This window comes from Streptomyces sp. NPDC005752, from assembly GCF_040630715.1.
In the GTDB taxonomy this organism is placed as follows: domain Bacteria; phylum Actinomycetota; class Actinomycetes; order Streptomycetales; family Streptomycetaceae; genus Streptomyces.
On sequence record NZ_JBEXYB010000034.1, the window covers coordinates 70,232 to 88,524 of the forward strand.

The 18,293-nt window shown below is 68.1% G+C and carries 15 protein-coding genes and 8 pseudogenes; 11 read left to right on the forward strand and 12 right to left on the reverse strand.

Annotation, left to right across the window (positions count from 1 at the left end; translation table 11 throughout):
• Positions 1 to 21: 21 nt before the first annotated feature.
• Positions 22 to 603, forward strand: a complete 582-nt coding sequence (locus tag ABZ441_RS25950) for a TetR/AcrR family transcriptional regulator (RefSeq protein WP_358978409.1) — start codon at positions 22 to 24, stop codon at positions 601 to 603.
• Positions 604 to 1,076: 473 nt separating this feature from the next.
• On the opposite strand, the gene ABZ441_RS25955 is transcribed toward ABZ441_RS25950, so the two are convergent.
• From ABZ441_RS25955 to ABZ441_RS25965, 3 genes and pseudogenes are all read right to left on the reverse strand, one after another.
• The gene (locus ABZ441_RS25955; RefSeq protein ID WP_358978411.1) at positions 1,077 to 1,928 is read right to left on the reverse strand and encodes a GNAT family N-acetyltransferase; all 852 of its coding nucleotides are present in this window, start codon (positions 1,926 to 1,928) and stop codon (positions 1,077 to 1,079) included.
• Between the two features lie 506 nt (positions 1,929 to 2,434).
• The gene (locus ABZ441_RS25960; protein WP_358978413.1) at positions 2,435 to 2,995 is read right to left on the reverse strand and encodes a GNAT family N-acetyltransferase; all 561 of its coding nucleotides are present in this window, start codon (positions 2,993 to 2,995) and stop codon (positions 2,435 to 2,437) included.
• A 68-nt stretch (positions 2,996 to 3,063) separates the two neighbouring features.
• A pseudogene (locus ABZ441_RS25965) lies at positions 3,064 to 3,955 on the reverse strand (transposase).
• Positions 3,956 to 4,076: 121 nt separating this feature from the next.
• Here ABZ441_RS25965 and ABZ441_RS25970 point away from each other — a divergent pair.
• The 4 genes and pseudogenes from ABZ441_RS25970 to ABZ441_RS25985 all read left to right on the forward strand — a co-directional run.
• Positions 4,077 to 4,283 (forward strand): annotated as a pseudogene (locus ABZ441_RS25970) (hypothetical protein); the annotation flags it as partial.
• Positions 4,284 to 4,475: 192 nt separating this feature from the next.
• A complete protein-coding gene (locus tag ABZ441_RS25975) occupies positions 4,476 to 4,610 on the forward strand; it encodes a hypothetical protein (RefSeq protein ID WP_358978414.1) in 135 nt (44 codons plus the stop codon).
• A gap of 206 nt (positions 4,611 to 4,816) precedes the next feature.
• Positions 4,817 to 5,155, forward strand: coding sequence for a transposase family protein (locus ABZ441_RS25980; RefSeq protein WP_358978416.1), 339 nt, complete (start codon positions 4,817 to 4,819; stop codon positions 5,153 to 5,155).
• Positions 5,156 to 5,389: 234 nt separating this feature from the next.
• Positions 5,390 to 5,680, forward strand: a complete 291-nt coding sequence (locus ABZ441_RS25985) for a hypothetical protein (protein WP_358978418.1) — start codon at positions 5,390 to 5,392, stop codon at positions 5,678 to 5,680.
• 898 nt (positions 5,681 to 6,578) lie between these two features.
• Here the strand turns inward: ABZ441_RS25985 and istB are convergent.
• The 3 genes and pseudogenes from istB to istA all read right to left on the reverse strand — a co-directional run bounded on the left by istB (position 6,579) and on the right by istA (position 8,809).
• Positions 6,579 to 7,366, reverse strand: a pseudogene (istB, locus tag ABZ441_RS25990) (IS21-like element helper ATPase IstB).
• Positions 7,367 to 7,378: 12 nt separating this feature from the next.
• The gene (locus ABZ441_RS25995; RefSeq protein WP_358978420.1) at positions 7,379 to 7,816 is read right to left on the reverse strand and encodes a hypothetical protein; all 438 of its coding nucleotides are present in this window, start codon (positions 7,814 to 7,816) and stop codon (positions 7,379 to 7,381) included.
• A 57-nt stretch (positions 7,817 to 7,873) separates the two neighbouring features.
• Positions 7,874 to 8,809, reverse strand: coding sequence for an IS21 family transposase (gene istA, locus ABZ441_RS26000; RefSeq protein WP_358978422.1), 936 nt, complete (start codon positions 8,807 to 8,809; stop codon positions 7,874 to 7,876).
• Positions 8,810 to 8,917: 108 nt separating this feature from the next.
• Here istA and ABZ441_RS26005 point away from each other — a divergent pair.
• Positions 8,918 to 10,122 (forward strand): IS3 family transposase gene (locus ABZ441_RS26005; RefSeq protein WP_358978424.1). Its coding sequence is split into 2 segments (ribosomal slippage): positions 8,918 to 9,209 and positions 9,209 to 10,122, totalling 1,206 coding nucleotides; the frame shifts between segments, so codons are not numbered across the junction.
• Between the two features lie 20 nt (positions 10,123 to 10,142).
• Here the strand turns inward: ABZ441_RS26005 and ABZ441_RS26010 are convergent.
• On the reverse strand, positions 10,143 to 10,304 hold the full coding sequence (locus ABZ441_RS26010) for a hypothetical protein (protein ID WP_358978426.1): 162 nt from the start codon (positions 10,302 to 10,304) through the stop codon (positions 10,143 to 10,145).
• A gap of 150 nt (positions 10,305 to 10,454) precedes the next feature.
• Positions 10,455 to 10,640, reverse strand: a pseudogene (locus ABZ441_RS26015) (transposase); the annotation flags it as partial.
• 220 nt (positions 10,641 to 10,860) lie between these two features.
• Here ABZ441_RS26015 and ABZ441_RS26020 point away from each other — a divergent pair.
• Positions 10,861 to 11,325, forward strand: a pseudogene (locus tag ABZ441_RS26020) (IS701 family transposase); the annotation flags it as partial.
• A 160-nt stretch (positions 11,326 to 11,485) separates the two neighbouring features.
• Here the strand turns inward: ABZ441_RS26020 and ABZ441_RS26025 are convergent.
• Positions 11,486 to 12,438 (reverse strand): annotated as a pseudogene (locus ABZ441_RS26025) (sigma-70 family RNA polymerase sigma factor).
• 10 nt (positions 12,439 to 12,448) lie between these two features.
• A pseudogene (locus ABZ441_RS26030) lies at positions 12,449 to 13,662 on the reverse strand (FAD-dependent oxidoreductase).
• Between ABZ441_RS26030 and ABZ441_RS26035 the strand changes: the two are divergent.
• Positions 13,648 to 14,028 (forward strand): hypothetical protein, encoded by a 381-nt coding sequence (locus ABZ441_RS26035; protein WP_358978428.1) that lies wholly within the window; start codon positions 13,648 to 13,650, stop codon positions 14,026 to 14,028. The pseudogene ABZ441_RS26030 and the gene ABZ441_RS26035 overlap by 15 nt on opposite strands.
• A gap of 11 nt (positions 14,029 to 14,039) precedes the next feature.
• On the opposite strand, the gene ABZ441_RS26040 is transcribed toward ABZ441_RS26035, so the two are convergent.
• Positions 14,040 to 14,339 (reverse strand): transposase, encoded by a 300-nt coding sequence (locus ABZ441_RS26040; RefSeq protein ID WP_358978430.1) that lies wholly within the window; start codon positions 14,337 to 14,339, stop codon positions 14,040 to 14,042.
• Positions 14,340 to 14,563: 224 nt separating this feature from the next.
• On the opposite strand from ABZ441_RS26040, the pseudogene ABZ441_RS26045 reads away from it, so the two are divergent.
• Together ABZ441_RS26045 and ABZ441_RS26050 are read left to right on the forward strand one after the other, a co-directional pair.
• Positions 14,564 to 14,665 (forward strand): annotated as a pseudogene (locus tag ABZ441_RS26045) (hypothetical protein); the annotation flags it as partial.
• A 300-nt stretch (positions 14,666 to 14,965) separates the two neighbouring features.
• Positions 14,966 to 16,885: a pentapeptide repeat-containing protein gene (locus ABZ441_RS26050; protein WP_358978432.1), complete on the forward strand. Its 1,920-nt coding sequence runs from the start codon at positions 14,966 to 14,968 to the stop codon at positions 16,883 to 16,885.
• Positions 16,886 to 16,910: 25 nt separating this feature from the next.
• On the opposite strand, the gene ABZ441_RS26055 is transcribed toward ABZ441_RS26050, so the two are convergent.
• Entirely contained in the window at positions 16,911 to 17,495 is a 585-nt protein-coding gene (locus ABZ441_RS26055) for an HAD hydrolase-like protein (RefSeq protein WP_358978434.1), read from the reverse strand.
• Between the two features lie 236 nt (positions 17,496 to 17,731).
• Here ABZ441_RS26055 and ABZ441_RS26060 point away from each other — a divergent pair, with 236 nt between their 5' ends.
• Positions 17,732 to 18,202 carry a helix-turn-helix domain-containing protein gene (locus ABZ441_RS26060; RefSeq protein ID WP_358978436.1) on the forward strand — a complete coding sequence of 157 codons (471 nt, stop codon included), beginning with the start codon at positions 17,732 to 17,734 and terminating at the stop codon, positions 18,200 to 18,202.
• Positions 18,203 to 18,293 lie beyond the last annotated feature (91 nt).

The window sequence follows — 18,293 nt, forward strand, 5'->3', positions numbered from 1 at the left end:
ACACACTCGTCGGGAGGACGCGTGTCCCAGCCGAAGAAGGAAACACCCTCGCGTTCGGACGCCGTGCGCAACCGCGAGCGCATCCTGCACGTCGCCATGACCGAGCTGACGGTGTGCCCGGACGTCCCTCTGAGTGCGATCGCAAAGAAGGCAGGCGTCGGACAGGGCACGTTCTACCGCAACTTCCCCCACCGCGAAGCACTCGTCCTGGAGATCTACCGCTACGAGATGCAACAGGTGGCCACCGCGGCGGCCGAGCTGTTGTGCGGCCGCGCACCCGACGCGGCCCTGCGCGAGTGGATGGACCGACTCGCCCGGTTCGCCATGACCAAAGCCGGACTCGCCGACGCGATCCGGCTGGTCACAAGCACACCGGGCGGCCCGGCCAAACCCGGACCCGCCCCGGTGATGGAAGCCGCCGGATCGCTGCTCCGCGCCAATGAAGAGGCCGGCACCATCCGGCCGGGCGTGACGCCGGACGACTTCTTCCTGGCCATCGCCGGCCTCTGGCAGCTGGATCCGCAGGAAGACTGGCAGCCCAGGGCCGCCCGGCTGCTGGACCTCGTGATGAACGGACTGCGCGCGGGCGCCCCCGGCCACTGAGGGCCACGGACCGCTGGACCCACCCGCGACGACCTACCGAATCCGACGGCTCCAGCTCCTGGTCACTGGGCTCGGGGTCCAGCCCCTCGGTCACCCCGGCCGGCGGGGGCCGAAATCCGCTCAGCGGCAGAGCGAACAAGCCGGTCCGGTCGCGGTGGTCGCTCACCGGCGCCACCGAGACGGATGCCGATCGCTGCCGACAGCCGCTCTCGCGGCGCTTCGAAGTCAAACGCACGTTGTGCCTGTTCAGAAAGACACTCAGGTAACCAGTCCGCGGGCCGCGTTCGGCCACCGTGCCACCCACGCCACCGCGCGGACCACCTTCGCCGGCGGAGCCCCCCGACTTCGCCCGCGTCCACCCGCCCATCCTTCGCCCACTCACGCCCTCTCACCGACACCTGCCGGGGCCTCCTTGTTCCTCCTGCCGCCGGGGCCGGCGAGATTCTCCGGGCCAACGACCCGCGAGCAGGAACTCACCCCCGCACGGGGCGCTTGCAGCGGCGGTACTCCCGTACGACGGTGAATCCGGCTGATCGGTAGAGCGCCACGGCGGCCTCGTTCCTCGCCGGTGTCAGGACGGCCACCGTACTCGCGCCCCGGTCGGCAAGAACCGCGCATACGCCCCGCACGGCCTCGAGGCCGTAGCCGTGGCCGCGATGCTCCGGGTGAGTTCCGACGGGTTCGAGCAGGCCGCATCGGCCCACGCCCCCGAACCAGCCGGTCGCGGCGGCCGCGGGGTCCCCATCCGGGGTGCGCACAAGGGCCTCCACGAGCAGATGGCCCGCCGGAGACGCCCGCATCGTCTCCCAGTGCTTCAGGGCGAACTTCGAGCCGGGGAAGGCCGACCTGTGGATCAGTACCCGGTCGGCCGCGTCGGAGTCGCGGACCGGCTCCGCGCGGCTCGTCACCGGCTCCGGGGTCCAGGACAGGACGAGCCGGTGCTCCTCGAGATCGGGCCGCCAACCCGGGACGGGCAGACCGTCGGTCCAGTCGTTACCCGGCACGAGCAGCTCCTCGGCGTCCGCCGCGAGCGCCCCGAGATCGGCATCGGGTGCGGCGGTCACCCGCAGCACCCGCCCGTCGAGAAAGCCCACCGCGACGGGCGCGGCGGCGTCGTGGCGCAGGTCGATCCGAGGGTCGGGCCGCCCGTCGCCGCGCGCGTCGACCCAGAGATGGACCGTCGCGTCCGCCTGGCGCAGCAGCCACCCCACGTTCCCAGGATGCAGACTCCCAGCCGGGGCGTCGGCCGGTGTCCACACACTCAGCACGCGCAGCGCCCGGGACGCCTCGACGGAGGACAGAGTGCGCCGCAAGACAGGAGGCATGAGCGCGAGAATAGCGCCACTACCGAACCCGTGGGCAGCCGGATGTCCGCCGTCTCGGGTGGGGGCTGGTGCCCTTCCGCCACTTCCCCGATCAACTCTGCCGCAGCGCGAACCACAGCTTCATCCACACGTCCACATCGCCCAGATCCGCGCCAGGCGACTCCCCACACGCCCGACTCGCCATACGGCGTTGCGCACACTGAACAAGTGCGAGCGGCGCTCGACGCCGGAGTCAATGACAAGCTCACCCCTCAGAACTCCTGACGAAACAGTCTTCGAGGCGGTTGGATCACTCCCGGCCGTTCTCGCCAGGGAAGGCGTCGGCTTGTCGCTGCACGAGACCACCGTGCACGCCGGCACCGAAACATCCGACTAGTTCGGACGGGCGGTCAGACAGGGCGCGGGCCGGCCGCCGTCGCGAGCTTCTGTCGAGGAGTACTTGGCGCAACACCGTCGAGCGGGCATCAACGAGCCATTCTCAAGAGTGGTGGATTCGGCGGTGACGTCTATCGAGCCTGTTCCCACTCGGTCCGGGTGAGTTCGTACTCGACTTCACCGTGCTCGGAGCTCTCGATCGCCTCCGGCCAGTCCCCGGTGAAGTTCCGCACGAAGAACAGGCCCGACTTTTCCATGACGCGACGGGAACGGGTGTTGACGGCCATCGTGTTCGCCGTGACCCGCTCGACCTCCAGGTCCGTGAACCCCTTATGGATCAAGGCCCTGGATCCCTCGGTGGCGTAACCGCGTCCCCACGCCGCCTGGTTCAACCGATAACCGAGTTCGACCACGGCGGTGCTGTGCTCCTCCAACGGCCGGAACTCGAACCAGCCCAGGAAGGTGCCGGTGGTCTTCTCCTGCGCGGCCCAGTAACCGTGGGTCTCCCAGCACGGGTAATCGCGCAGGAGCCGGGGCAGGGCCCGCGTCTCGATCGCCTGGCGGCTGGTGGGACGTCCACCGTTGATGAAGCGCATGACCTCGGGGTCGTTGTCCAGGGCAAGCAGGTGGTCGGTGTCGGCCGCCGTGAACGCGCGCAGGACGAGCCGGTCGGTCTCCAGGAAGTTGGCCATGCCGCGATCTTCACCATGAGCCAGCCGGGCCTGCCACCGATTTTCCGACCAGCGGCAGCTGGTGGTGTTCATGCCGCTCGAACCGCGGGTCGTTCGGCCAGGGCGCCCCGTTCGAAGCGGGCGCCGGCTCGGACGAGGGCGACGAGGTGGGGTGCGGTGATCGCCCGCCAGCGGGCCTGAGCGGACTCGGCGAGCTTGAAGACCATCGCAAGCGCGGCGGCCGGGCTGCCCGCACCGCGGGTGACCTTGGTCCGAAGTTTCACGGTCGAGAAGGTCGATTCGATTGGATTTGTGGTGCGCAGGTGGATCCAGTGCTCGGCGGAGAAGTCGTAGAACGCCGGCAGCTCGTCGGTGTCGTCGGTGATCTTCTTGACGGCCTTGGGCCACTTCGCCCCGTACGCCTTCGCGAAGTCCTTCACCGCCTTCTCGGCGTGGGCGCGGTCCTCAGCGTTGCAGATCTCCTGCAGGGCCTTCTTCGCGCCGGGCTGTGCGGACTTCGGCAACGCGTTCATGACATTACGGACCTTGTGAACCCAGCACCTCTGATGCCGGGCCTCGGGGAACACCTCCGCGAGGGCGTTCCACAGGCCCATCGCGCCATAGGTAGAGCAGGGGCAGGACCTCGGTGACCTTCGGGGACTTGCGGCACCACGGGGCCAGGATCTTGGAGGAGAACCGCTTGAGTTCCCCGGTGCCCTCGTCGACGCGCTTGCCGTTCGCGCGCGGCGCGCTGACCTCGACCGCTCCGGCGGCCGTGGTGACCTGCCGGGCACGGTGGTGGGCGTTGCGGACCACCAGCCGGCGCCCCTGCTCGTCCCGCTCGCCGACGAGCTGGGCTATGTACTGGTCGACTTCCGCTTCCAGAGCGGCTGCAAGCATCCGGCGAACGCCCTCGCGGACGATGCCGTCCAGCAGGGATCCGGTTTCGGTGGTGCCGTCTTCGGTGACTACGCTGAGCACGGGCGTGCTTTCCCGACCCGCGCAGCAACGCGGGCCTACTCAGTGACCATCAATCGATCACTCGAGAAGGTACGCCCTCCGCGATTCGCGAGGCACCCCTCCCGAGGCCGATCCACAGGTCCTGAGCATTGCTCGCGATCAACCTCCTGAAGCAGTCCCGAGCGGTCGCCGCTTGCCACGACAAGCGCGGCTATGCCTTCCTCGGCACTGCGCACCCCGGCCCTCACCGCAGGTGCTGTCTGCGCTCGCGACAGCTCTCCAACTCACTGAAGCAGAGCGTGACCATCTGGCCCGCCTGGCCGGGCAAGTGCTGCCGACGGAGAACGACGGCGCGCCCTCGCGGCCCAGGCGGCGCCCGGCGGCACTAAGAGCCTCTGACCGCCGCCACTGGCGCGGCCCGGGCCTGGCCACGTCCGGCCTTCGGAGTGGGCCAGGCCCAGGCTCTGCTTCATCACGCGGTAGTCGTGCTCGACGCGCACTTCTCGGCATGTCCCACCTCGGCGCAGATGACGCACGTAGCATGCTCCCCAGCATGGAGCCGGTCATCAAGCCCACCGCGCTGATCATCGATGACACCGGGTTCCTCAAGGACGGAGACGCGTCCGCGCGACGTGCTGCGCCCTCCTCTACGGGCCTCAGCAGGTCACGCACCTGATCTGCCGGGCGTTGGTGCATCCGTCACGGCGCAGCAGGGCGTCCAGTTGCGGCAGTGCCAAGGTCCGCCGCGAGCGGGCACGCGCAGGCATGGCTGGCGGCAACGAGGTGTCCGAATCCACTGTCCGCCGCTGGCGCGATGAGCTGATCGGAATGCTTGCCGCCAGGCACCGCGCCTTGAAGAAGATTGCCAAGCAGGGCGGGTAGGTGGCCCTGATCGACGGCACCCTCATCCGCACCCAGCGCCGCACCGGGAGAGCCGGCCGGCGGAACTACTCCGGCAAGCACTGCAGCCATGGCCTGCACTTCGTCGCCCTGACCGACGAGAAGGGCCGTCTGATCTGGTCCTCCGCCGCCCGGCCCGGCCGTACCCACGACAACACCGCCGCCCGCCACGACCACATGCTGGCCCATCTGCGCGCTGCTGGCCTCGGAGCTTTGGCTGACCTGGGCTTTCGCGGCCTGGACAACCACATTCTCAATCCCGTCATCGTCACCGGCTGCACCGCCAGCCGCACCCACAAGCTCACCCCGGGCGAGAAGTAAGCCAACCGAGTTCTCGCCGTCGGACGGGCACCGGTCGAACACGGCTTCGCCCACCTCAAGAACTGGCGGATCCTCACCAAGCTCCGCACCGATCCCGCCGCGCCCCCCGACTTCTGCGCGCTCTGCTCGTCCTGCCGAACCTCGAAGTCAACCGCTGACGGATGATCCTCTTCGCGGACTCCCACCCACGACCAGCATGAGCATCCAGAGAGCGCGTCACACCAGCCCTTTGACGTGCGACTTGAAGTTGGCGGAGGCTCACTCGTCGCCATCGCCAGGCGCTTCAACGCGGCGGTGACCATGCTGCGATTCGACCCGGACGTCCCCGGCTTCCTCCAGCAGTACACCGAGCGAGGTCGCACGGACCCCACCGCCGCGGACGTCCGTTCCTACGCCGCCATCATGACCCGGGACGCCGGCGCCGACCAGCTCCGCTCCGAGGGCGCAATTACCGTCCACGATGTGCCCGGACGTCGCCAAGCGACCACGCCCGCTGAAGCCTCCGCGTTCTTCTGCTCGGCCTGACACATCCGACGCGGCCAGATCAGCCTTCCGATACCCCTCCACTAACTTCCGCGGAGCGGCACCAGCCAGCCCCGACGACACCCCGACCTCCCACGCCATCAGCGAGCGGCATAAGTAACCGGGTCCTCCCTCCTGGAATGGTGGCGGTGGCAGGCAGGGCAGACCGAGCGCCGCTTCTGGGAACGGGGCATGGATCCGCTCGACCGTGCCGCCGTCGTGCCACAAGGTGAAATACCAGAACACCGTTGGCCAAGGTGGGAAGTCCATGGGTGGTTGCGTAGGTCTCAAGCGAGAGCACTTGTCGATGGGTCCCAGCATCACTCGTCGTCGAGGGAGCGCATGAATGTTGTTGAGAAGTAAGAGCACCTGATGTCGGGCTCTCGGTGATCGCGTGCCAAGGCAGTCCGGTCCGTGGCAGGATGACGCCATGTTGATCCGAAAGGCCGATGCCGCGTAGGCGTCCGAAGGGGCTGCGCGCGGAGCGTTGGCGGCCCAGAAGAGGTATTCCGGTTCGCCGGATCCGTGGTGTGTCTGCGGCGACTCGCGTAGCGATCCGGAAGTTGGAAGAGGACCGACTGTGGCCGGGGGCCGTATCTGTTGCCCTGGCCGAGTGCCGGTTGTATCTGAATCAGCCAGGGCGTGTGCTGCCGGATCCGGTGCTGGCCTGTGAGTGCTGTGATCCTCTGGTGGCGCGAGACCGCTTGCAGGACGTGCTGCTGTGGCTTCCCCACGGGGCTCGGGAGGACCTGGGCAAGCTCATCGGCAGGCTCGATGCCGAGTTTGACCGCCGGACTGTCACCCTCAGCCCTCACCTCATGCTGGCAAGCCCGTGGGGCGCGTGTGGGTGGTGGCGTCAGCGCTTTCAGGAGAACTGAGGGGTGGGGGAATCCCTCGCTGTTCAGCCGGCTGCCTGCTGCTGTTCGGCTCGGGCGCGGGTGGTGGCGAGGCGGTAGGAGTCGGTGCCGGTCTCGATGATGTTGCCGCCGAAGGTGAGGCGGTCGACGATGGCGGCGCAGAGCCGGGGGTCGGTGAACGTCTTCGTCCAGCCTGAGAAGGATTCGTTCGAGGCGATGGCGACGCTGTTCTTTTCCTCCCTCTCGGTCAGAACCTGGAAGAGGAGTTCGGCGCCGCGGCGGTCGAGTTCCATGTATCCGAGCTCGTCGATGCACAAAAGATCGACGCGGCCGTAGCGGGCGATGGTCTTGGTCAGCTGTTTCTCATCGGCTGCCTCGACGAGCTCGTTGACCAGCTTGGTCGCCAGGACGCACTTGACCCGGTAGCCGGCCATCGCGGCTTCGGTGCCGAGGGCGATCAGCAGGTGGGACTTGCCGGTGCCGGAATCGCCGATGAGGCAGAGCGGCAGGCTCTTCTTGATCCATTCGCACTTGGCGAGGGTGTGGATCATGGCCGCATCGATGTTGGGGTTGGCGTCGAAGTCGAACTTGCGCAGGGCCTTGTCGCGGGGGAATCCGGCGGCCTTGATGCGCCGTTCGGAGCGGCGGCGGCCCCGGTCGTCGCACTCTGCCAGCAGGAGCTCGGAGAGGAAGCCGAGGTAGGACATCTGCTCGCGTTCGGCCGTCGCGGCGACCTCGGGGAACTGGGACCGGATGGTGGGCAGCCGCAGCATCCTGCATGCCTGGCAGTGGCGGCCTGCTCGGTGATTCCTCGCTGGCGGGGGAAAGTCACAGTCGTTCTCCTTCAGGTGGTGGGGCGGTCCGGCCGGCGCAGTCGCAGCAGTTGGTCGTAGTGGGCGACCGAGGGAAGCGGCCGCTTGTCGCGTGGCAGGTGAGCCAGGCGGCGTGAGGCCAGGGAGGTGACATTGGACCGGCCGGCCGCGGGCGCCACGGGTCCCTCTCGGGCCTGACCGTCCTCCTCCGATGCTTTACGGGCTTCGAGTGCGACGGCGTCCGCGGTCAGAGCTCCCGTCCTCAGGGCAGCCGCGAGGCCGGTGACCAGGTGTTCGTGGGGCAGGTGGCGGCCGAGAAGAAGGACCTCGATCAGTGCGCGGGTGCCGTCACGTTCTCCGTGGGCCTTGACGACCGCCTCCCACCAGGCGTCATGGACCGGGGTGAATCTGCCCGCGGAGCGGGCCTGATCGAGAGCGGTCGCTCCCGGCAGGGCACCGGGCTTGCGCACGAGTGCCTCCAGGTAGTGGTCCAGGTCGAGGCGGCATCCGCCCTTGGCGATCAGCCGTTAGTGCCGGGCGACTTCCTCGCGGCCGTCATGGACGACCAGCTCGGAAGCGTGCAGCATCGCGCGGACGGTCCTGCCGATCAGCCGCACCGGCACCGAGTAGCGGTTGGTGCGGACGCTGATCTGGCTGTAGCGATCGACCCGCAGGGTGAAGAGCCGGCCCGTCTCAAACGGCTCGTCCGGCAACGGGCCCAGCAGTGGCCGCTCGGCCGTGAAGTACTCGCCGATCGTGCGGGGCCGCGACCGGATCCGCCGGGCATCGTCCGCTTCGTCCCACCGCTCGATCATCTCGTTGAGCTCAGCGAGCGTGTCGACTTCCGGAACGGGGACGAGGTGGTTTCGGCGGAACCAGCCGATCTGGCCCTCGACGCCACCTTTCTCGTGGGCGCCGCGGATTCCTGGCTGGCAGTAAAGAGCCTCCAGGCCGTAGTGCGAACGGAACGCTGTCCACCGCTCGGCCTCCACCCGCTGCCGGGAGAAGCCCAGCACCTGGGCGACCGCGGCCCTGAGGTTGTCGTATCGGACCTTCGAGGCCGGCACTCCGCCCAGCACGTTGAGAGCGTGGACGTGGCCCTCGAAGAACGCCTCCGGCCCGGCCGACGCGAAGACGCGGTGCACTGCCTTGCCCGAGTAGGACAGGCGGAACGCGAACAGGTAGCAGGTCACCAGCTCGCCGGCCAACCGCACTGTCACGTCCCCGAAGTCGACTTCCGCCTCGGCTCCGGGTTTGTGGGTCTGCGGGATGAACGCCTCCACCAGCCCCCGGCCGGCCTGGACCCGGATCTCCTCACGGCGCGTGGCGACGTAGCCACGGACCATCTGGTACGAGATTTCGTCCGCGCCGTGTTCGTCCAGCAGCCGCTCGAAGATCCGCTTCACCGTGTGCCGCTGCTTGCGGGGCGCGTCCAAGTCCGCCCGCAGCATCTGGTCGATCAACGGCTTGAACGGATCCAGCCGGGTCGCCCTCGGCGGAAGCTGGGGCCTTGACCCCGGATGTTGGACACACGAGACACTGGATCCTGAGGATCTGAGAACGGACATCTCGTGGTCATGAAGAACTATCCGCCGGAGTTCAAGGCGGACGCGGTCGCGCTGTACGAGTCGCGGCCCGAAGCGACGATCAGGTCGGTCGCCGCCGATCTGGGGATCAACCCCGAGACGCTGCGGAACTGGGTGAGGGCAGCCGGCGTGAGTCGTCCCCGGGGACGCCGGACGCAGGAACCGGCCCAGCCGCCGACCCCGCTTGAAGCGGAAAACGCGGCCCTGCGCAGGAAGGTCCGCGAGCTCGAGGAGGAACGCGAGATCCTGCGCAAAGCGGCGAAGTATTTCGCCGGGGAGACCCGCTGGTGAACCGCTTCCAGTGTGTCGCCGACCTCCAGCGCCGCTACGGCGTGAAGCGGCTCTGCAGCATCCTCGGCGTCGCCCGCTCGAGCTTCTACTACTGGCGCCGGACGGCTGCGGACCGGGCCGCCCGGCAGGCGGCCGACGCTAAGCTGGCTGTCCGGATACGGGCGGTTCATCAGGAATCGGACGGCACCTACGGAGCCCCGAGGATCACTGCCGAGCTCCGCGAGACGAGCGGAGAGGCGCTCAACCACAAACGCATCGCCCGGATCATGCGGATGTTCAGGATCGAAGGGGTCCGGTTGCGCCGCCGGCACCGCACCACCGTCCCCGACCCGGCCGCGGCCAAGGCGCCCGACCTCATCGGGCGTGACTTCACCGCCCAGGCCCCGAACACGAAGTACGTCGGCGACATCACCTACCTGCCCATCGACGGCGGGAAGTTCTGCTACCTGGCGACCGTCATCGACCTCGCCTCGCGCCGCCTGACCGGCTGGGCGATCGCCGACCACATGCGCGCGGACCTGGTGACCGACGCCCTGGCCGCGGCGATCCGCACCCGAGGCAGCCTCGCCGGATCGATCATGCACACCGATCACGGAGCCCAGTACACGAGCAGGATATTCGCCGAAGCCTGCAGGTCAGCAGGGGTCCGGCGAAGCATGAGCGCGGTCGGTTCCAGCGCGGACAACGCACTCGCCGAGTCCTTCAACGCGACCTTCAAACGCGAGACCCTGCAAGGGCGAAAGAGGTGGCCCAACGAGCGCGAGGCCCGACTCGACGCCTTCCGATGGCTCCACCGCTACAACACCCGACGCCGACACTCACGCCTCGGACAACAATCACCGATCGCCTTCGAAAACGCCCTCCAACACACACCAACTACGCTGGCACCAGCCGCATAACCCGTGTCCAGGATTCGGGGTCAAGGCCCCTGCTTTCGCGGCTCCGGCCAGGCCGACGACAATGCCTTCTGCACGGTCAAGAACCCGACGCCGTACTTCCGCTGAAGAGCGCGGTTCGACAGCCCGTGGCGCGAATCCCGGCGGATCGCCGCGTACAGATCGATCTTGGACTTCGGCAGCACCCGGGTCCCCTCATAGTGCAGAGCACAACCATGGTCCCGAAGCAAGCACTCAGGTGCGCTCGAATCTCAGCGACATCACCCTTCCGGGGAAGAGAGTGCTCTCGCGGTTGAGCTACAGGCGCTCTCGCAACTGGCTGACAAAGCCACCATGGGCAGCTGCCGCCGGGCACACCCGGTCCGGATCACATAGAAGATCGCGTCCACAATCCGCCGCCGCGGGTGCTTTCCCGCCGACCGCCCTTCGGCCACCCGCGCAGGCGGCAGCAACGGCTCCACCAGCGCCCACTGCCCACCCGTCAGATCCGACGGATACCCACCCCCAACACCAGTCACCATGAGCTGAGTGAACGCCTCAGCAACGGGAGACGGCAGATCTCCGTGGGTCGTGCAGACCGAACCACCTGGCGGTGTCTCAACGAGCCTCGCGATCGCCGACTGGGAGGCTTGCGCGGCGGATTGACCATCAGGCTGCACCTGGTCGTCGAGCAAGGTGAGGAGCCCAAGCCAGCTCACTGCCTGCTGGATGCCATCCCGTCTACCCGTAGCAGCGAGCGCCGTCACCCGGTGGGCCATGGACCACCCCGTCCACGAACTCTTTCCCGGCCTGCCGCGGCAGAAGTGGAAACGCCGTTCCTGCGGCAACGGCGCCCACGGCCCACGCATCTACGACTGGGCCAGGGTCGAGGTCCGGCCCTGGCACCGCGAAGACCGCCGGCACTGGGTCATCGCCCGTCGCAGCGTCAGCCGGCCGAAGGAGATCTCCTACTACATCGCCTACTGCACCGCCGAGACCACACTCGATGAGCTGATCCGCGTCGCCGGCAGCCGGTGGGCCGTTGAGGAATGCTTCCAGACCGCGAAGCAGGAGTGCGGCCTGGACGACTACCAGGTCCGCCGCTACCCCGGCTGGCACCGCCACATCACCCTCGCCATGGCCGCCCACGCCTGCCTGACCGTCCTGCGGGCCCGCGCGCTCGACACGGAGAAAGCAGAAACGGATCCTCCCAGCTCATCGCCCTGACCCTCCCCGAAATCCGGCGACTGACCACCCGCCTGACCCCCGCGCCAACCTCATCGAGCATGTCCTGCACTGGTCACACTGGCGCCGCCGACGACAGTTCCAAGCCCGGATCAGCCACTACAAACGACGCGGCCACACACCACCAGAAACTGCCCACGCATCAGAACAAAGACCGTTGCAGTACTAGGCGACGGGGCGCGTCGGGCTCTTGCCGCCGCCACATCGCGGTGAGGCGGACAAGCCGATCCGGGGCGCCGAAGCCGTGCAGGGCCGCGACCTTGCCGTCGCTGATCTCGAACGCGGCGGCGCCCACGATCCGGTCCTCCAGCACGACGAGCATGGCTGGCCAGCCGTTGACCTGCCCGATGTGGAACGTGGGCGAGCCGCCGGCCAGGCGCTGCTTCGCGGAAGTGGGTTTGAAGACGGTCCGCATCACGGTGGCAACCCGCTCGGGGGTTTCGTAACGGCGCAGCCTCCGGGCGAGTCCCGCACCGTCGGAGACCGCGGTCGCGCCTTCGGTGAGCAGCGCCACCAGGCGGTCCGTACGCCCCGAGGACGCGGCGGCGAGAAATGCCTGAAGGGCCCTGCGTGCGGATGCCGGGTCGACCTCGCCGCCGTCTCGGCGCGCGGCTGCGACCCGGCCCCTGGCCCGGTGGAGGTGCTGCTGGCTTGCGGAGTCCGAGATGTCGAGGATCGCTGCGATCTCGGCGTGGGTGTAGGAGAACGCCTCGCGCAGGACGTAGACGGCTCGTTCGGCCGGTGAGAGTTGCTCCATGAGAGTCAGGACGGCCAGCGACACCGATTCGCGCTGTTCGAAGGTGTCGGCCGGACCGAGCATCGGGTCACCGGCGAGCAGCGGTTCGGGATCCAGGTACCGGCCGCCCGTTCGCGGCGTACCGGTGCGGAGCGGAGCCTGTCCAGGCACAGGTTGGTGACCACCTTGGCCAGCCATGCCTCCGGCACTTCGATCCGCTCCCGGTCGGCGGCGTGCCAGCGCAGGTACGCGTCCTGCACGATGTCCTCGGCGTCGGCCGCCGAGCCGAGCAGGCGGTACGAGAGGGAGGCCAGCCGTGCCCGACCGGCCTCGAAGCGCTCAGCGGCGGTGCTCTCCATGCGCACGACTTTATGCGGCTGTATTCGTGGGCGCGGTGGCTGCCGTGGTGGGGTCGGCCGTTGTCGTGGTGTCCGTCAGGCGGTGTTTGCGCTTCGGGCTCCGAAGGTCGGGTGCGAGGTGGCCCAGAGACTGGTCCTGAGGATGCCGGCCTTGAGCCGCGCGGCCTTCCGGCCGCCGAACCAGGACTTCGCCCGTTCGTCGCGATCGACCTTCTGGAAGATCGCGTCGTTCCGCCCGAGGCTGATGTGGTTGTAGGCGTAGGGCTTCTTGACGCGCGGAACCCGGCGTCCGGTCAGCCGTCCCACGATCGCGTCTGTCGCCTGCATGTTCGTGATTCCCGCCGAGGCGCAGGACATCGGCAACGGCCGGCCGTTGCCGCCGATCGCGCAAGCGCTGTCGCCCGCGGCATAGATGTCCGGGTGCGAGGCCGAGCGCATGGTGTCGTCGACGACGATCCGGCCGTCCTCGGTGACCTTGATGCCGGCGGCGGCGGCCATCGGGTCGACAGCGAACCCGGCCGCCCAGACGGTCGCGTCGGCCGGGTAGGAGGTGCCGTTCGCGTACGTCGCCCCTACGGCCTCGATGCTGGTGCGCTCGTGAACGGTGATGCCCAGCCGGTCGAAACTCCTGCGCAGGTGGAGGCGGGCCTCCGGGCAGAGCCGGTCTCCCAGCTCGCCAAGTGCCGCGAGTGCCACGGGAAGACCGGGGCGCGACTCCGCGATCTCGGCAGCGGTCTCAATGCCGGTCAGGCCCTCGCCCACGACCAGCACGGTGCCGGACCCGCCCAGACCGTCCAGGCGTGCGCGCAGCCTCAGGGCCGATGACCGTCCCGCGACGCTGAAGGCGTGCTCGGCCACACCGGGTACACCGTGGTCGGCACCCCGGCTGCCGAGCGTGTACAGCAGCGTGTCGTACCCCAGCTCGGCGTCACCGTCCTCACCGGTCAGGGCGACGGTCCTGCGCTGGGGGTCGACCGAGGTGACTCGGGCTACGCGCAGCCGTACGCCGGTGCCCGCGAACACGTCGGTGAGCCGTCGGGTCGCCGGTTTCCGGCCCGCCGCGAGTTGGTGCAGGCGCATGCGTTCGACGAACAGCGGCTCCGCGTTGACGACGGTGATCTCGGTGTGGGCGGGTGAGAGGCGACGAGCCAAACTCCCGGCGGCGAAGGCCCCGGCGTAGCCCGCGCCGAGGATGAGTATGCGGTGCGCATGACCCGAGAACACTTCGAGCAGCTCGTGCTCCAGCTCGAACCGTGCCAACTGCTCCTGACCGAAGCCGAACGCCAGAGCGCAGACAGAGACGGTCGCGGCCGCAACCCCGGTTTCGGCACTCTCGATCACCGCCACCGTGTCCTGGTCGCCGTGCTCCGCAGCCGCAACACCGTCACCTTGACTCTCGCGGCCGAACTGATGGGCCGCAAGCGCAACGTGCTGAGCTACCACGCCGGGAGGTCCAAGCCGATGCTGGCCTTCGCCGGACCCGAGCTCGCCAGAGTCCTCGTCTTCCACAGGCCCCACCCCCCCCGCACGCTCGAAGCCTTGAAGCGCCTGATCGAGCACCACGACGAGATCAACTCAAGCAGTAGTTAAATTACGGGTCCTCACCAGCGCGTCTCCCCGGCGAAATACTTGGCGTCCTTCCGCAGGATCTCGCGTTCCTCCTCGAGCTCGCGGACCTTCTTCCGCAGAGCCGCGTTCTCCGCCTCCAGCGGTGCCGGCGGCTGGGCCGGTTCCTGCGTCCGGCGTCCCCGTGGACGGCTTGCTCCGGCAGCCCGGACCCAGTTCCGCAGCGTCTCCGGATTGATCCCCAGATCGGCGGCGACCGACCTGATCGTCGCATCGGGCCGCGACTCGTACAGGGCGACCGCGTCCGCCTTGAACTCCGGCGGGTAGTTCTTCATGACCACGAGATGACCGTTCTCAGATCCTCAGGATCCAGTGTCTCGTGTGTCCAACATCAGGGGCCAAGGCCCACGGTCCAGAAGGTCCCTCAAGGTCTCCTCAACAGCCTCTGAAGGTCGCACCAGTTTTTACCGCGTAAAAGTCCGCCCCTGGCGAGCAGCTTCCAGCCAGCAAACCCACTCAGACTTTTACCCGGTAAAAACCACCGTCCTGCCAAGCAACGGGACCTCCGACGATCGCTGGCTCCGCGCTGTATCTGTCAGGTTCCTGGATTCTTCGCCCTCGTCGCAGTGGGGTCGGGTCCTTCGATGACGGCCGTACATAGCGCCTGGACGCCATCGAGCCTTGCCGCCCATGGGCGGAGCCAGCTTCACGCTCAGACCCCCTGGGCTGTCCTGCCAGCGCGCTTTCGGTGATCGTAAGTCCAGCGACCTGAGGCACAACTGGAGCGGCCCCGACGGACGTATCGGAAAGAACTCGGCAACCGAGGGGACCCCGTGATCGTCCTCCGGGTATGACACAACCACTCCCACCTCAACCTGCCCCGGACCACTGCGGGGCTTATGTCTCTGCGGATAACCCAGCGGGCTGTTCGGGCACTTTCGTCGGTGACCACACCGCCTGCTTGGCCCACCTGGACGAACCCGACCGTGCCGCCTATCTCACGACCCTTGCGCCTGGCACCGACTTGGACCACCGCGGTACCCCCTTCACACCTGCGCTGCTGGAGCGACTGCTCGCCGCCCTGCACGACCCCGCCACGGACAGACCTCGCATTGGTGATGCCCGGTTTGACAGGGCGACTTTCACGGGCGACGCCCAGTTCACCGGGGCGACCTTCACCGGCGACGCCGTGTTCAGCGGGGCGGCCTTCACCCGTGACGCCCAATTCGGCGGGGCAACTTTTACAGGCGACGCCGTGTTCGACGGGGCGGCCTTCAGTGGCTACGCGGTGTTCGGCGGGGCAACCTTTACAGGCGACGCTGTGTTCCGCAGGGCGGCTTTCACCCGCGATGCCCTGTTCAACGGGACGACCTTCACCGGCCGCACCCGGTTCGGCATGGCGACCTTCGCCGCCCGCGCCCTGTTCGACCGAGCGACCTTCGCCGCCCGCGCCCTGTTCGACACGGCGACCTTCACCAGCGAAGCGGTGTTCGGCAGGGCAACATTCACCAGCGACGCCCTGTTCGGTAGGGCAACCTTCACCGGAAACGCCCAGTTTGAAGGGGCGACCTTCACTGGCGACGCCTGGTTCGACAGTACGACCTTCACCGGCCGCGCCCGGTTCGGCAGGGCAACATTCACCGGCAATGCCCAGTTCGGCGGGGCGACCTTCATCGCCGATGCCCAGTTTGACCTGGCGACCTTCGGCAGCGGCAGCTGGTTCGCCTCTGCGGCCTTCCGAAGCGGCGCCTGGTTCAGAGGGGCAGAGTTTGATAGGTCGACGCACCTTGGGCCACTGGTATGCGGTGCGCGAGTGGCATTGGACGGTGCGGTGTTTCAGCAGCCGATGACGCTAGAGATCGCCGCCGCTGAAGTGAGTTGCGTACGCACCAGGTGGGCATCGACCTCCGTACTGCACCTGCGCTATGCCGAACTCGACCTCAGGGACGCCGTAGTGGAGTACCCGGTGACGATTGCGGCTCGTAAGGCCGCCTTTACGGATCCGGCGGCGGAAGGAGGGGTGGCCGAGGGGGCGCTGTCAGGCCGGGACCCCGGTGTGCGCTTGGTGTCGGTAGGTGGGGTCGACGCCGCGCATTTGGCCTTGCAGGACATCGACCTTCGCAGCTGCCGCTTTGCCGGCGCCGTTCACCTGGACCAGCTGAAGGTAGACGGCTGGTGCACCTTCGCAACTACTCCCACAGGATGGAGTTGGCGCTACCCCTGGCGATGGAGTCGGCGGCAGATCCTGGCGGAGGAGTCTCACTGGCGCGTGCGAACTGCGCGCCGTTCCGGACGCACCCGAGGCTGGACGGTGCCTATCGAGGAGGCACCGAAACTGCCGCCGGCTGCGGTGGCGGTGCTGTACCGGCAGCTGCGCAAGTCGCTCGAGGACGGGAAGAACGAGCCGGACGCGGCCGACTTCTACTACGGCGAATGCGAGATGCGTCGCCACGACAGGCGCCGCCCGCGGGCTGAGCGGTGGCTGCTGCGCACGTACTGGGCCATCTCGGGGTACGGCCTGCGCGCCCTCCGCGCACTCGTCTGGCTGGGCGCGGCCATGGGCGTCACGGTCGCGGCGCTCATGTTGTGGGGGCTACCGAACGAGGAACCAAAGCAGGAGGCCACAGGGACGGTGCCTGCCGGGGGAGGGAAGGTCACCTTTGAGATCGACAAGACCGATCCCCAGAACTCCACTGGGGATTGGCGCACGGGGGAGCGGTTCGAGAAGGCGCTCAATGTCACGCTCAACTCGGTGGTCTTCCGTTCCTCCGGACAGGACCTGACCACCTCTGGCACGTACATCGAGATGGGGTCCCGCCTTGCAGAGCCCATTCTTCTCGGCCTCGCTGTGCTTGCGGTCCGCAACCGCGTCAAGCGCTGAGAAAGGCGAGTAGCCAGCCACGGGTTCAGCGGCCGGTGAGTGCCCGGATGATGGGGGAGGGGTCTTCGAGGTCGGGTGCGACCAGGTCGGCTCCGGCCTGCCGCAGTTCGGTGACGGTGGAGCGTCCAGTGGCGACGGCAAGCACTGGAACTTGGTTGTCCTTGGCAGCCGAGACGTCGGCGGGGGTGTCGCCGACCAACAGGACATCCTGGGGCGCGAGCGGGGTGTTCAGGCTGTGGCTGGCCCTGCGGATCGCGAGACGGACGAGTTCGGAGCGCTCGTCGTCGTCTTCGCCATACCCGCCGATCGGGAACCTGATGTGTGAATCGAGCCCGAACACCGACAGCTTGGTCTCTGCCGCGCCCCGGATGTTGCCGGTGACCACCGTCTGTTCCACCTGGCCCAGCGCGGCGACTGCTGCGAGGACGCGTGCTGCCCCGGGGAGGGCGTGGCCGCGCTCGCGAAGTTCTCCGGCGCAGAGCTGGTGCTGCTGGGCGGAGAGGCGGGCGAAGGCCTCGAACATGGGTCGGTCGCTCGTGACATCGTGGAGTTTTGCCGTCTCGCGGAAGATGACGGGCTCCGTCATACCGTCGACCCGCTGCCTGTTCACGCATGGGGCACCCGGTGGCCCGCTCGAAGCAGTAGCCGAAGATCTCACGCCCGACACCTCGGGTCGCGATGAGGGTGTGGTCGATGTCCCACAGCACCAGCTTCACGTCAGCCTCCCCAGTCTCAGGCACGCCCCTGCAGGAGTTCACGGTGTCACACGTTGGTGCAACTCCAACTACCGTGCCCCATCTCGGTTCTACGGTGGGAACAGCACCCGCGGAACAAGGGGATACGAGCATGGTTCTGCCCAGCCTGCCGACCGGCGAACGTGTGAGAGAGCTGCGCCGACGCCGCGGGCGTACTCAGGCCGCGGTGGCCGGGTTGTGCGGGATCACCACCGACTATCTTTCCCAGATCGAGCGTGGGCTCAAGACTCCCTCCAGCGACGTGGTCGTCAGGCTCGCCGCCGAGCTCCAGGTCTCCACCGGCTATCTCCTGGGCGACGTCCAGCCCGCCCCGCCCTGCACCGGGTCAGCGGCTGGTATCGCCGGGACGGACGTGGTCCGCGCCCTACTCGGCCGCCATCCCACCGCACCAGACGCGGATCTGGGCTCAACTTCGCTGCGCAGCCGGGTCGAGGATGCTTGGCGGATCTGGCAGACGGCGCCCACCCGCTTCACCGATGCCGAAGCGGTCCTGCCAGATCTCATCGGTGATGTCGAAGCCGCCCTCTGCACCCACCGCGCCGACCCGTCCGAGCTGCGCTAGGTGTTCTGCCCTGTGAGGTTGGGGACGCGGCTGGCGGGTGGTTGGCCCTTGAGTGCGGTGTGTCCGCGGTGGTGATTGTAGGTGTGGAGCC

Coding starts and splice junctions, on each gene's coding strand:
- ABZ441_RS25975 (WP_358978414.1), top strand. CDS start 4,476: ATGCTCCCCAGCATGGAGCCGGTCATCAAGCCCACCGCGCTGATCATC.
- ABZ441_RS25960 (WP_358978413.1), bottom strand. CDS start 2,995: ATGGCCAACTTCCTGGAGACCGACCGGCTCGTCCTGCGCGCGTTCACG.
- ABZ441_RS26060 (WP_358978436.1), top strand. CDS start 17,732: ATGGTTCTGCCCAGCCTGCCGACCGGCGAACGTGTGAGAGAGCTGCGC.
- ABZ441_RS25955 (WP_358978411.1), bottom strand. CDS start 1,928: ATGCCTCCTGTCTTGCGGCGCACTCTGTCCTCCGTCGAGGCGTCCCGG.
- ABZ441_RS26040 (WP_358978430.1), bottom strand. CDS start 14,339: ATGAAGAACTACCCGCCGGAGTTCAAGGCGGACGCGGTCGCCCTGTAC.
- ABZ441_RS26035 (WP_358978428.1), top strand. CDS start 13,648: ATGACCCGAGAACACTTCGAGCAGCTCGTGCTCCAGCTCGAACCGTGC.